Origin of the sequence: Pseudomonas sp. 24 E 13 (assembly GCF_900004715.1) — a bacterium.
Taxonomy (GTDB): Bacteria; Pseudomonadota; Gammaproteobacteria; order Pseudomonadales; family Pseudomonadaceae; genus Aquipseudomonas; species Aquipseudomonas orientalis_A.
This window is the reverse complement of the sequence record NZ_CVTO01000123.1, coordinates 13294-26990: the sequence shown is the minus strand read 5'-3', so window position 1 is coordinate 26990 and position 13697 is coordinate 13294. Positions and strand designations below refer to the sequence as shown.

The 13697-nt window shown below is 57.5% G+C and carries 9 protein-coding genes and 2 pseudogenes; 9 read left to right on the top strand and 2 right to left on the bottom strand.

Annotated features, from left to right (window positions below; all coding sequences use genetic code 11):
* The 5 genes and pseudogenes from BFP90_RS29215 to BFP90_RS29625 form a co-directional block, all read left to right on the top strand.
* On the top strand, nt 1-92 hold a 92-nt coding region (locus tag BFP90_RS29215; protein ID WP_256097476.1), incomplete at its 5' end, for a hypothetical protein.
* 15 nt (nt 93-107) lie between these two features.
* Entirely contained in the window at nt 108-428 is a 321-nt protein-coding gene (locus BFP90_RS15005; RefSeq protein ID WP_003187417.1) for an NAD(P) transhydrogenase subunit alpha, read from the top strand.
* Entirely contained in the window at nt 428-1864 is a 1437-nt protein-coding gene (locus tag BFP90_RS15000) for an NAD(P)(+) transhydrogenase (Re/Si-specific) subunit beta (protein WP_065897214.1), read from the top strand. Before BFP90_RS15005 ends, BFP90_RS15000 begins: the two co-directional genes overlap by 1 nt.
* Nucleotides 1865-2012: 148 nt before the next feature.
* Nucleotides 2013-3263 (top strand): annotated as a pseudogene (locus BFP90_RS29630) (HAMP domain-containing protein); the annotation flags it as partial.
* A gap of 339 nt (nt 3264-3602) precedes the next feature.
* Nucleotides 3603-4121: pseudogene (locus tag BFP90_RS29625) on the top strand (methyl-accepting chemotaxis protein); the annotation flags it as partial.
* Between the two features lie 423 nt (nt 4122-4544).
* Here BFP90_RS29625 and BFP90_RS14990 read toward each other — a convergent pair.
* On the bottom strand, nt 4545-5813 hold the full coding sequence (locus tag BFP90_RS14990) for a tyrosine-type recombinase/integrase (protein ID WP_065892810.1): 1269 nt from the start codon (nt 5811-5813) through the stop codon (nt 4545-4547).
* A 153-nt stretch (nt 5814-5966) separates the two neighbouring features.
* Entirely contained in the window at nt 5967-6881 is a 915-nt protein-coding gene (locus BFP90_RS14985) for a LysR family transcriptional regulator (RefSeq protein ID WP_065892809.1), read from the bottom strand.
* A gap of 269 nt (nt 6882-7150) precedes the next feature.
* Here BFP90_RS14985 and BFP90_RS14980 point away from each other — a divergent pair, with 269 nt between their 5' ends.
* The 4 genes from BFP90_RS14980 to pgm all read left to right on the top strand — a co-directional run bounded on the left by BFP90_RS14980 (nt 7151) and on the right by pgm (nt 13487).
* On the top strand, nt 7151-8173 hold the full coding sequence (locus tag BFP90_RS14980; RefSeq protein ID WP_065888106.1) for a zinc-dependent alcohol dehydrogenase family protein: 1023 nt from the start codon (nt 7151-7153) through the stop codon (nt 8171-8173).
* Nucleotides 8174-8874: 701 nt separating this feature from the next.
* A complete protein-coding gene (locus BFP90_RS14975; RefSeq protein WP_083203253.1) occupies nt 8875-10299 on the top strand; it encodes a hypothetical protein in 1425 nt (474 codons plus the stop codon).
* A 34-nt stretch (nt 10300-10333) separates the two neighbouring features.
* Nucleotides 10334-11737: an aminotransferase-like domain-containing protein gene (locus tag BFP90_RS14970; protein ID WP_065897211.1), complete on the top strand. Its 1404-nt coding sequence runs from the start codon at nt 10334-10336 to the stop codon at nt 11735-11737.
* A 106-nt stretch (nt 11738-11843) separates the two neighbouring features.
* Nucleotides 11844-13487: a phosphoglucomutase (alpha-D-glucose-1,6-bisphosphate-dependent) gene (pgm, locus tag BFP90_RS14965; RefSeq protein WP_065897210.1), complete on the top strand. Its 1644-nt coding sequence runs from the start codon at nt 11844-11846 to the stop codon at nt 13485-13487.
* Nucleotides 13488-13697: the final 210 nt, after the last annotated feature.

Below are 13697 nucleotides of genomic sequence, written 5' to 3'. Positions count from 1 at the left end.
AGGAAGGGCAGTTTGAAATCAACCTCGAAGACGACATCGTCGCCGCGTGCCTGATGTGCCGCGACGGCCAAGTCATCCGCAAAAACGCCTAAGCAGGGATTCAGACGATGGAAGAGCTTATCTCCCCCGGTATCTACAACCTGATCATCTTTGTGCTGGCGATTTATGTCGGTTACCACGTGGTCTGGAACGTGACACCCGCGCTGCACACGCCGTTGATGGCCGTAACCAACGCCATTTCGGCAATCGTGATCGTCGGCGCCATGCTCGCCGCCGCCCTCACGGTCACACCGCTGGGCAAGACCATGGGCACCCTGGCTGTGGCCCTGGCGGCGGTCAATGTGTTTGGTGGTTTCCTGGTCACCCGGCGAATGCTTGAGATGTTCAAGAAAAAAGCCCCGAAAGTAAAAGAAGAGGCGCCCAAGTAATGAGCATGAACCTCGTCACGACGCTCTACCTGATTGCGTCGATCTGCTTCATCCAGGCCCTCAAAGGCCTCTCGCACCCGACCACTTCGCGGCGCGGCAACCTGTTCGGCATGCTCGGCATGGCGCTGGCGGTACTCACCACCGTTGGCCTCATCTATAAGCTCGGCGCTGAGCTGGCGACGGCCGGTATCGGCTATGTGATCGTCGGCCTGCTGATCGGCGGCACCGCCGGCTCGGTCATGGCCAAGCGCGTCGAAATGACCAAGATGCCGGAACTGGTCGCGTTCATGCACAGCATGATCGGCCTGGCTGCGGTATTCATCGCCATCGCGGCGGTCGTCGAACCGCAATCGCTGGGTATCGTCAAGCACCTGGGCGACGCCATTCCTGCGGGCAACCGCCTGGAACTGTTCCTGGGTGCCGCCATCGGTGCAATTACCTTCTCCGGTTCGGTGATCGCTTTCGGCAAGCTCTCCGGCAAGTACAAGTTCCGCCTGTTCCAGGGCGCATCGGTGCAGTTCGGCGGCCAGCACAAGCTCAACCTGGTGTTGGGCCTGCTGACGCTGGGCCTGGGCCTGGCCTTCATGTTCACCGGCAACCTCACGGCCTTCGCCGTGATGCTGGCCCTGGCCTTTGTACTGGGCGTGCTGATCATCATCCCCATCGGCGGCGCCGACATGCCGGTGGTTGTCTCGATGCTCAACAGCTACTCCGGCTGGGCAGCGGCAGGGATCGGCTTCTCGCTGAACAACTCGATGCTGATCATCGCCGGCTCCCTGGTGGGCTCCAGCGGCGCGATCCTGTCGTACATCATGTGCAAGGCCATGAACCGCTCCTTCTTCAATGTACTGCTCGGCGGCTTCGGCAATGCGCCGGATGCCGGTGCGGCGGCAGGGTCGAAAGAAGCGCGCCCGGTGAAGTCCGGCTCGGCCGACGACGCGACTTTCCTGCTGACCAACGCCGACACCGTGATCATCGTGCCGGGTTACGGCTTGGCAGTAGCGCGTGCACAGCATGCGCTGAAGGAATTGACCGAGAAGCTGACCCACCGTGGCGTGACCGTGAAGTATGCGATCCACCCGGTTGCCGGCCGTATGCCGGGGCACATGAACGTTCTGCTCGCCGAGGCCGAAGTGCCTTACGACCAGGTGTTCGAGATGGAAGACATCAACTCCGAGTTCGGCCAGGCCGACGTGGTGCTGGTGCTCGGGGCGAACGATGTGGTCAACCCTGCCGCGAAGAACGATCCGAAGTCGCCGATTGCCGGCATGCCGATTCTTGAAGCGTTCAAGGCCAAGACCATCATCGTCAACAAGCGCTCGATGGCCAGCGGCTATGCAGGCCTGGACAACGAACTGTTCTACCTCGACAGGACCATGATGGTTTTCGGTGATGCCAAGAAGGTCATCGAAGATATGGTTAAGGCAGTCGATTGATACTAATGGTCAAGTATGGCCATCACCCTAACGCCTGCGCACTGAAGAAATCTGCAACGTCAGTAAAAAATTGATGTTCAGGTCATGTGCTCTAGTAGTTATGGAATAAATAATAGTGCCTTTAGACCGCAAGCAAGAGTGAGAAATAATGAAAATAAAATCTCTTCAGTTGAGCATTATGTTTTACGCAGGGGCTGCCATTCTCTCCGTAGTGGCAGTATTAGTGCTATATGCGCTAATCTCTGGAGAGAAAACCCAGAACTGGATCGGTGATAAAACCCGAGAGGTTTTGGGGGGGGAGGTTAAAGAGCACTTGGTAGGCCTTTCAAAGTATCAGGTTAGCGAAATTCAGAGGCAGTTGGATCAGCCAATTGCGGTCGCAAAAAATCTTGCAAGAGCCAATGTTTTGGCTGCATCCAAGCCTGATGGTGATCGTGACGCCGAAGGGAAGTTGCTCAGTGATCTTGCCCTTGATGCGCTCGTTCAAAACCCACAACTTGTGACTACCTACATAGCCTGGGAACCAGAAGGTATTTTTGAAAAAACTCCTAATAGCGGTTTGACCGAGCAAGAGCGCTTCTTGCCCTTGTGGTTTCGCGCTGAAGGCGGCAAATACACTCTGTCAAAGCTATATGCTATGGAAAGTGAGGCTCTGCTACCTACGGGGGTAAGAGAGGGCGAGTTTTATTTGTGTCCAAAGGAAAGTCGCTCTGCCTGTGCAACCGATCCTGTAATTTATACTATCAACGGAAAATCAGTACAGTTGACTGCGTTTACCGCTCCGATTCTCGTAAAGGATAAATTCAAAGGTATTGCTGGTGCATCGCTAGATTTGGAGTTCGTCCAAAAAATCCTCGAAAAAGCAAATCGTGAGTTGTATGGAGGGGTGGGTGACATGGCCCTGGTTTCCGGCAACGGCCGTTTCGTAGCGTACACTGGGGATGCTAGTCAAGTAGGGAAATCTGCTAGCGAAGCCTTCGGGAAAGAATTGGTTAGCTCATTTTCAACGCTAAGCACTTCAGACGAAAGTTATAGTCTTGATCAACGAGGCATGATTCAGCTGGCAATTCGTTTTGCCGTTGCCAACACAGCTACGAAGTGGACACTATTGGTGCGACTTCCAGAAAGTGTAGTTTTCAAGAGCGTTAGCGATCTGAAAAATCTCTTGGAAAAACGCTACATTTCCGAAGCGCGCTCAATGGGATTAGTTGGTTTGCTGGTGAGTGGCTTTGGAATTCTGATTGTCGGATTCGTGGCGCGTGGAATCGTTCGTCCACTTCACAATATGCTGGCGATGATAAAGAATGTCGCTAAAGGGGAAGGGGATTTAACCCAGCGAATGAGTAGTTCGCGGGCGGACGAGTTAGGGCTTATTGCTCAAGAGTTTAATGTGTTTTTAGAACAGTTACAGATGTTAATTATTAAGGTCGTAGACTCAACCAAAATGATTGCTGACTCAACGTCCGACGGCGCCGCTATGGCGGCACAAACCCATAAAGGGATGCAGAGTCAGCAGAGTGACGTTGAGCAGATTGCAACAGCAATTAATGAGATGACTACATCCTCGCAGGATGTCGCAGCAAATGCCATGAATGCTGCAAAAGCAACGGAGCGTGCGGAACAAGCGGTAATTGACGGGAAAGTTGCGATGGAGGACGCCGTCGCCGCTATTCACGCGCTCGCTATTCGCATGGAAAATTCTGTCAAGACGGTGAAAGTACTCGAAGAAAGCAGCAATGATATAGGAGCTGTTGTAACTGCGATCCGTGCCATCGCAGAACAAACCAATTTGCTCGCACTCAATGCCGCTATTGAAGCCGCTCGAGCCGGAGATCATGGCCGTGGTTTCGCTGTTGTGGCTGATGAAGTTAGAAGCTTGGCGCAAAAAACCCAGCTTGCGACTGAGGAGGTTAGATTAATCATCGAACGTTTGCAGGGGGGGAGTCAGTCGGTGACCCAATCAATGCTTGAAAGTCATACCCATACTCAATCATGCTTACAGCAAGCGCAGATGGCCGCGCATACCTTCTTGGGTATCACGGCGTCCGTAAACATCATCAATGAGATGAATAATCAGATTGCTGCAGCTGCAGAACAGCAAAGCCAGGTGGCTGAAGAAATCAACCTCACAATAACAGGAATGGGACAAATTACGGATCAAGTCGCCACAGCGGCGAAGAAAGCGTTGGAGTCAGGATCAACCCTTAATGCACTATCGGCTGAGCAGTGTAGGTTAGTCTCCCAATTCAAGGTCTAACTAGCTATTAGTCACGACTGGATGCCGACCTTTAATTAATACTCGTTAATGGTTGGCCCGCTTCAAGCGTAGGCTCAGCTAACATAGGTCGATATGACGTAAATAAGAAGCCCATTAATATCTTTACGCATCCTGATCCTTTTTTTCAGTCAACGGATCCCCGTGCTCTCTCATTCATAGTTCTCTGCGGTGATGCGAAAACAGCGTCAATGAGGGAGAGTTCGTCGATTGGCGATTGGCGATAAGTAGAATTAAATGGCGTAGTATGGAGTCACTTGTACTTGGCTCCTGATGTACCTCAGTAAAATTTATAATTAAGTCCTCCCCTGCTTCGGCAAGAAAAGAAAATCTTTAGATTTCAATGGGGCGGGCGTTAGATGCGAGTCTCGTTTCCTGTTCCATTCTCCTGATTTTCGTATATCGTCAATCTGTCGTCACTCGCCAAGCGTTTTGCCGTAGATGATCTAAATAGTCAGCCCATCGTTGAGCCGCTTCCCGGCGTTGCGCTAGCAGTTGCGCACGCGCATAAACAGCCCCTAGCGCACCTGGCATTCTGTGGGATAACGATAGTTCGAGCACAATTGGATCGATTCCCAAGTGCTCGTGTGCAATGGTTCTGTAGGTCGCGCGAAAGCCGTGAGCAGTGATGTTGTACTCCGGCCAAATACGCTGAAAGGACTTGAGCATGGAGGTCGGGTTTATGGGACGTCCCGGATAGACCGGCGAGACGAACACCCAGCCTTTGCCTTCTTCATCCACCACGCGGGTTTTATGTAGCTCGCGTAACAGAACCAAGGCTTGTTCAGGCAACGGCACGATGTGTTTGCTCTTGTCCAGATGCTTGGTCTTGCTCACCACATAACGCCAATCGGCGCCCACCAAGTCGACATCTTCCCAGCGCATCTGCACCAGTTCGCCTGGGCGGACCGGCAACATGACCAGCAGGCGCATTGCGGTGGCAACGCTGCCGTCGTTGCAGTCATCAAGGCGTAGAAGAAACCTGCCCAGGTCGGATGGCCTTTCGATCGCCGGGTTGCTGGTCACGATGTGGCGAATCTTCAACTCCTCAATGTTGCTGAGCGCCACGTTGCGCTCCACCCAGCCGCGACCTTCGGCAAAGCCCAGAACGGCACGTATGATGGTGCGCACGCGCCGGGCCATGGCCATGGTGCGTTGGCGGCGCAACTCAGTGATGATCGTAGTGATGTGCTCCAACTTGATCTCGCTGATCGGTTTTTTGCCAATGGCAGGCAAGATGTGGTTGTTCAGAGCTCCGGTAAAGCCCGAGATGGATTTTGTCACCAGTTCGGCAGACTTGAATGCCAACCATTGCTCGGCCACGTAAGCGAAGGTGCGCTCTTCATTGAGCAACTGTGCCTCGATCTTGGCGGTCTTGGCCTTGAGCGGAGCGGTGTGGTTAGCCACGTCGCGGCGTGCGCCGCGGGCAATGTCGCGCGCCTCCTTGAGGCTAATGTCGGGGTAAGCGCCGATGGAGAAGCGGTTTTCCTTCCCATGCAGCCGATACTTCAATCGCCAAACCTTGGAAGGGGATTTGCCGACCTTACTCGACGCCCTCACCTCCAAGTAGAGGCCAGGAACTTCGCCATCGGCGTGTTTGCCAGGTTCGGTCAGTGATCGGATCAAGGCATCGCTGAGTTTTCGTTTGAAAACAACCGCATTATCTGGGGGCATCGGTGGGGGCATCCTTTTTAAGGAACCGAAATTTGCCCCCAACTATGCCCCCATGAGTCGTGGAATTCATTGGATTTAGACAGACGGCTATGGACTTAAACAACCAATAACTTGTTGTTATAAAAAGGTTTTATGGAATTTAGTAGAATTCCATTACAGGCTATCGGGGTCCCCAAAAAACATCTGAATCCGCGACCTCAACCACCGCTCCCCCGGATCATTATCCTGCGACCCGCGCCAGGCCATGTGCAGTTCGAACGAGCGCACCGGCAGCGGCGGGTCTTCGGCGCGCAGGCCGCCGGCCGAGGTCAGTGCCTCGGCGGCGTAATCCGGTACGTTGGCAAGGATATCGGTGCCTGCCAGTAGCGTCCCCAGGCCGTTGAATTGCGGAACGGCCAGCACTACGTGGCGTTTGCGCCCGAGTTTTTCCAGTTCTTCATCGATAAACCCGCTCAGGTCACCGGCGAACGACACCAGGGCATGGGGTCTTGCGCAGAAGTCGTCCAGGCTCAATGAGCCGGGCACGCTGTCGGCGCGCAGCAGTTTCGGCAGGCTGCGGCGCAGGACCTTGCGCTTGGCGTTGGCCGGCAGGTCGGCGGTGTAGCTGACGCCGATGGAGATTTCGCCTGAAGCGAGCAAGCCGGGCATGAGGATGTAGTTGACGCGACGCACCACCAGCACGATGCCGGGCGCTTCGGCGCGCAGGCGTTTGAGCAGTTGTGGCAGCAGGGCGAATTCCACGTCGTCGGACAGGCCAATGCGGAAGACCGCAGTGCTGGTGGCCGGGTCGAACTCGGCGGCGCGGCTGACGGCGGTGGAGATCGAGTCCAGCGCCGGGGAGAGCAGGGCGAAGATTTCCACGGCGCGGGCGGTGGGCTCCATGCTGCGCCCGGTGCGTACGAACAGCGGGTCGTCAAACAGCCCGCGCAGGCGTGACAAGGCCGCGCTGATGGCCGGCTGGCCGAGAAACAGTTTCTCGGCGGCGCGGGTCACACTGCGCTCATGCATCAAGGTTTCGAATACGATCAAGAGGTTAAGGTCGACACGACGCAGGTCGTTACGGTTCATCTTGTGTCCTGGAAGAGTCAGCGAACTTGACGAGAGCGGCCATATCAAGAACCTCCAAGGTTCCACTCTGAAGCATGACCGGCATGAATCTTACGGGGAAAGGCTGGTACTCTGCACAGGATAATTGAGTTTTCCTACGTTAGCTGAGGTCTATTCCTCACATGCGGAATCAATGACAAGCATGTCGACTATTAATGGCGACCTGTGGTCTTACCCGTAAAGCCCAGATAGAGTTCATGGCATTAGAGGTTACTTTGACGAGGTTTGCGATGTCCCGCACGATTCGTTTTCACAAGTTTGGTCCGGCCGAGGTGCTCAAATGCGAAGAGCATGCAGCCGCGCAGCCCGCACCGGGCGAAGTGCAGGTGCGTGTCGACGCGATTGGTATCAGCTGGTACGACATTCTGTGGCGCCAGAACCTGGCGTCGTCCCATGCACGTCTGCCGTCTGGCCTGGGTCATGAAATGGCCGGTGTGGTGGTCGCCCTGGGCGAGGGCGTGGACGATTTGGCGGTGGGCGACAAGGTCGCCAGTTTCCCCGCCGAAAGCCCTAACGATTACCCGGTGTATGGCGAGCAGATTGTCCTGCCGCGTTCGGCCCTGACCCGTTACCCGGATGTCCTGAGCCCCATTGAAGCCAGCGTGCATTACACGCCGCTGTTGATTGCGTATTTCGCCTACATGGACCTGGCACGGGTCAAACCCGGGCAATTTGCCCTGGTGACCGATGCCAGCCACTGCGCCGGGCCTTCGTTTGTGCAGTTGGGCAAAGCCCTGGGTGTACGCGTGATTGCCGCGACCAAAGACAGCGACGAGCGCGAGTACCTGCTGTCCCTTGGGGCGGAAAAAGTGATCGTCACCGAAGAGCAGGACCTGCTCATGCAAATCAACAAAATCACCGGCGATCGTGGTGTCGATGTGGTGTTCGACGGCCTCGGCGGGCCACAGATGTCGTTGCTTGGTGATGTGTTGGCGCCACGCGGCAGCCTGGTGTTGTACGGCCTGCAGGGCGGCAACCAGACGCCGTTCCCCGCCTGTGCGGCGTTCCAGAAGAACATTCAGTTCTTCGTGCATTGCATCGGCAACTTCACCGGCAAGCCGGAGCTGGGCATCATTCAGGACCACGTGGCGTTGCAGCGGGCCTTGCGTGATATCAACCAACTGACCGCCGACCGGGTACTGGTACCGCTGAAAACCACCGTGTTTCCGTTCAGCCAGTTCGTTGAAGCTCATCGCTACATGGACGAATGCCCGTGCCGCGAACGGGTTGCGTTGCAGGTTGAAGCTGTTTGAGCTGTAGGAGTATTCGCAAATGAATGCTCCAGCGTCTGCGCGGATACGGCAGATGCGCCATTTGTCAGGGCTTAACCCGCGCCAGGGTTGAGCCGCTCCGAGGGCGTTGCGCCCCGTAAACAATACCTTTTGCCCTCACGCCGCCCTGAAATCCAGCGCGGCGCTGTCGTGTGAGCGTTACTGAAGTTCGCGCTGCAGATCATCTGAGCTGCTTTCCTGCGTTGTTCTGTATCTATTAATCATTATTTGAGCGCCGATAATTGTGGCTTCACCATCATCTCAAGGATTGAGCAATGATTAGCTATTGCACACTACTGTCTCGCGTCAGCGAACTAATCAAGCGATACCCTGGCTGCAGAAATGCGCTCAGAACATCCGACCTTGTTGTCAGGAGCAGGATTAAATGGGTGATTTAATATTTGTCGGAAGTTTCGCTAGTTTGTTAGTTAGGGCGCTGTAGGAAGCTGTCGGAATATTCCTAGGGTGTGCGACGTGACCACACGGGGCCCTGGATTTTAGCGTCTGCGCGTAGGTTCGGTCGTGCGCGGCTCAGGTGCCCGCGCCGGTGATCTTGTTTCCAGGTGCTAGTGTTTAATCATCTTTGTGCCCTCCAGCGGAAGACAAGCCGACAGATGTAATGGGTCAAGCAGCGGTATCAAAAGTTGCTTTGAAACTGATATTTCAACTCAGGTAGTAGAACGATGAGCGCAATTCACGAACAAGCCATGAACTATGTTTATCAGCAAGTTCTGCAACGTTTGATGGGGCACTTCACGCGCGCCGAAAGGACTGCACTCCAATTGTTGATCCAGCGCATAGTGGTGGCGGCAGGCGGGATGGAACAAGTGGCCAACTACAAAGTGTTGATCGCCCACGGCGGCGGTGAGGTGAGCAGTTACACCCTGGCGCTGCTGCGAGCGGCGCAGTTGAGCATCGCTGGCCGTGCGCCCAAGACTTTTCACCTGCGGGTCGCAACGTTGCGGCATGCCGGGATGACACAGGCGACGCTCGACAGTCTGAACGAGGGCTACGGCGCGCTGTTTTTCCACGATGATCCTCGCGTGGAGCTGTTGATGGTGGAAAACCAGGATGTGCAGCCTTTCCATCATCAGCGGCCGGCATCCAGCGTTGGCCGTGAGGTCAGCCAGCGCAATAGGCTGATGATCGGGCACCTGACGTCCGGGGATGTCCGCGCAACGCTGTGCAACGATACTTACCTGGCCATGGGGGATTTCTACCAGCGCATCAGCACGTGGAACGGCGGCGTGCACGCCCTGGTCAGCGGCGACGCGCCACGCAAACAGAGCCAATACCTGGCCTGGCTCAAGCGCGCGGCACTGGGCGCGGGCGTCACTGTGCCGCCGCGCAGGCCCGCCTCGCTCAATATCCTGTTTGCGCGCATGCAGGAGTGGAGCACCGGTTGCTACCGCGACCTCTATGGCGAGCAGTTCGTGGAGACCGAGGGCACTGGCCGTGGCGGGCACCGCCATTTGGCCTATATCGGTGTGGCCGATCTGCTCGACGAGGTCGATGTTGCCTCGGCGCCGCTGCTGACCGACTTCCTGGCCCACAAGCCGGACCCGTTCGACTTTCACTTCAGTCATCCTGACTATCCCAACCCGCTGCTCATGGCGCATCTGCATGGGCTGCAGGCTCGCTGCCTGCGGGAGTTGTCGTACGAGGAGGGCGTCGAAGCGTTCGTGCACCAGGCCAGGGGGGCGATGGGCCGTCGACAAATCCCGCAGAGCCTGATCGACGAGATGAGCAGTCACGAGGGACGCGTGTTGTCGACGACCTACGCCAGCGGGTTCTTTGGCCTGGACGAGGGCCAACTGACTTGCCTGTTGTTCTCTCCGTTCATTCATCACGGCGAGCGCCTGGAGGGTTACCTGCGTCAGTGCCATCCCGGCATGCTGGTGGGGCTTCCTGAATTGCATAAGGCGTTGCAGGGCAAGCCCGCTGCCGACATGTTGCAGCAATGGCTGATTGACACCAGTGGCCTGCCATTGCCTCTCCTGCAGCACTTGTATCGCAAGCGGCCTCTGCACGCGGGCCGTGGCGTCCAGGCACGCAAACGGCGCGGAGCGCGGGTGCAGGCGCAGATTGCGCAGTTGTCGGGACGTTAAGCGTGCCGGTACGTGCAAGCCCGAGCGGACGCTCATGAAGCTGCGAGGAGAGCGGCAAGCCGATTTTGCCTATCAGGCGGTGTACCGCTACATGATCAACCTGATCAATGAAGTCAGCCTTGAGACACCGGTAAAGCTGCCTTCACTGCGGCAACTGTCGACCCGGTTGAAGGTGTCGATCTCGACGATTCAGTACGCTTACTCGATATTGGAGAAAGAAGGGCGGATCTACTCCGTGGCCAAGTCAGGCTACTTTGCCTGGCCGGTGGCCGCCAACGCACAAATGACCACCGGTACCGACTTGCTTGAGCGCCTGTATGCGGCAACGCGGCGGCCGGCCATGGTGGTGCTCAGCGGCGATGAACCGGCGCTGCTGGGCTCACTCGATGGCGCATTGCTGACGCTGGAGCGCCAGTTGATCCGCCGTTATCCCCACCACCTGCAAACTCGCTTGCAACCCTCTGGCGTCTGGGAGCTGCGCGCGGCGCTGGCGGCGCGGTATACCTCTTCGCCCACGCGTTGCTGGCAGGCGGATGAGGTGTATATCGGCGCCGACTTGCGCGGTGTCCTGGAGATCCTGATCGACGCCCTGGGTCTCAAGGGCACGGTAGTGGTCGTCGAGTCACCTTGCGATTATCGGGTCTTGCGCCTGTTGCAGGGCGCTGGCGTGCGGGTTATCGAACTGCCGTGGCAGGCCGATGGCCACTTCAATTTGACGACCTTTGAACACCTGCTGCGCCACGAGCCGGTGCATCTGGTGCTGCTGTCGTCGGTGGTGAGCATGCCGTCAGGCAGCGTGTTGTCGCTACAGGAGCGGTTGCAGGTAGCGCACCTGCTGGAACGCTACGGTTGCTGGCTGCTGGAGAATGACACCTTTGGCGAACTGAGCTTCGCACCGTCCCCAACGGCGTTGCGAGACCTGGTCAACCCCGAGCGACTGATGGTGTTTTCGTCACTGGAAAAGACCCTCGGTCCGGAAGCACCGTTTGGTTTTGTACTGTCGCGGCAACTGAGCAGCCAATTGCAGCGCCAGTTTTTGTTGCGCGCATTCCGTTTGTCGTCGATCCGCCAGCGGGCCATTGCGCGCTTGTACGAAAGCGGGCGGTTTGACCAGCACTTGCAGACGCTGCGCCAACGTCTTGGCGAACAAGCGCAGGCCATGAGTCATCGTCTGGATGTGCGGCTGGAGGGGCGGGTGAGCTACCGAATGCCTGGCGCCGGTGCCAGCTTCTGGCTGCAGTCGACCACGGCGGTGGACATGCATCAGGTGTTCCAGCGCCTGGTGACGCAACAGGTGGTGATCGCCCCGGGTGAGCTGTTCAGCCTCAGCGGCCTGCATCACCAGCATATGCGCCTGAGTCATGCATTCAGCGGTCATCCGAACTTGGATATCGTCCTGGATACGTTGGCCGCGGCGCTGCAGCAGGCACAGGTCTGATGGGTATGAAATTTCTGTTTGAGTTGTGGGATCGATACCGTCGCGCAGTAGTCCAAGTCCCCGTAAACTGTCATTTTTCCGAATACTCATTTTCCGAGGTTTATGCATGACTATCAGTCCTTTTGCGGGCAAGCCGGCACCAGCCCAGTTGCTGGTGGATATCCCGCGACTGGTCACGGCCTATTACACCGGCCAGCCTGATGCAGCGATCTCCACCCAGCGCGTGGCGTTTGGTACTTCCGGGCACCGTGGCAGCTCGTTCGAGCTGAGCTTCAACGAATGGCATGTGCTGGCGATCAGTCAGGCTATCTGCCTGTACCGCGAGGCCCAGGGCATCGATGGCCCGCTGTTTGTCGGCCTGGACACCCACGCCCTGTCGACGCCGGCCGGCGCCAGTGCGTTGGAAGTGCTCGCCGCCAATGGCGTGCATGTCATGCTCGCCGAAGGCGACGAATACACGCCGACGCCGGCGATTTCCCACGCCATCATCTGCTACAACCGTGGCCGCACCCGTGGCCTGGCCGACGGTATCGTGATCACGCCGTCCCACAACCCGCCGCAAAGTGGCGGCTACAAGTACAACCCGCCTAACGGTGGCCCGGCCGACACCCATGTCACCAAGTGGATCGAAGCCAAGGCCAACGAACTGCTGGCCAACCAGCTCGCCGGGGTCAAGCGCATCACCCACGCCCAGGCGCTCAAGGCTGATACCACCCACCGCCATGATTACCTCAACAGCTACGTGGCCGACCTGGTCAATGTGATCGACATGGATGCCATCCGCAGCGCCGACTTGCGCCTGGGCGTCGATCCGCTGGGTGGAGCAGGGGTGCGTTACTGGTCGGCGATTGCCGAACACTACCGTCTGAACCTGGACGTGGTGAACACCGAAGTTGACGCGACCTTCCGCTTCATGAGTGTGGACTGGGACGGCCAGATCCGCATGGACCCGTCTTCCAGCTACGCCATGCAAGGGCTGATCGGCCTCAAGGAGCGCTTCGATGTGGCGTTCGCCTGCGACCCTGACCACGACCGTCACGGCATCGTGACCCCGTCGGGCGGGCTATTGGCGCCGAACAACTACCTGGCGGTGTCCATCGATTACCTGTTCCAGAATCGCCCCGAGTGGCGTGCCGACGCGGCCGTGGGTAAAACCGTGGTCAGCAGCGGCCTGATCGATCGTGTTGCGGCGCGTATGGGCCGTCGTTTGTACGAAGTGCCGGTGGGCTTCAAGTGGTTTGCCGATGGCTTGTTTGAAGGTTCGCTGGGGTTCGGTGGCGAAGAAAGCGCCGGGGCTTCGTTCCTGCGCAAGGACGGTAGCGTCTGGAGCACCGACAAGGACGGCCTGATCCCGGCGCTGCTCGCCGCGGAAATGACCTCGCGCAAGGGCCAGGACCCGAGCCAGCTCTATCGCGGCCTGACTGACGCACTCGGTGAGCCGTTCGCTATCCGCGTCGATGCCAAGGCGACGCCGGCGCAAAAAGCCTTGCTGGGCAAACTGTCGCCGCAGCAGGTTACGTCCACGCAATTGGCCGGGGAGAGCATCCAGCAGGTTCTCAGCCATGCGCCAGGCAACGACCAGGCTATCGGCGGCTTGAAGGTCATGACCGAAAACGGCTGGTTCGCCGCGCGTCCATCGGGTACCGAGGATATCTACAAGATCTACGCCGAGAGCTTTATCGGCGAGGATCACCTCAAGCAGTTGGTGCAGGAGGCTCAGGTGCTGGTAGACGGGGCGATCTCCGAGTAACTGAACGCCCTGAGATCAAAATGTGGGGGCTTGCCCCCGATGGCCTCTGGGCTGGCCGGGCTTTTGTGCCGATCCCGGTCCAAATGTGGGAGGGGGCTTGCCCCCGATGGCGGCCTCTGGGCCGACCCGGATGTTGGATCGGACCGAGTACATATCCGTTTCTGCGGTAACGGCTGCTAATGGTTCCGCTTTTACAGCGGCTCACTTTTG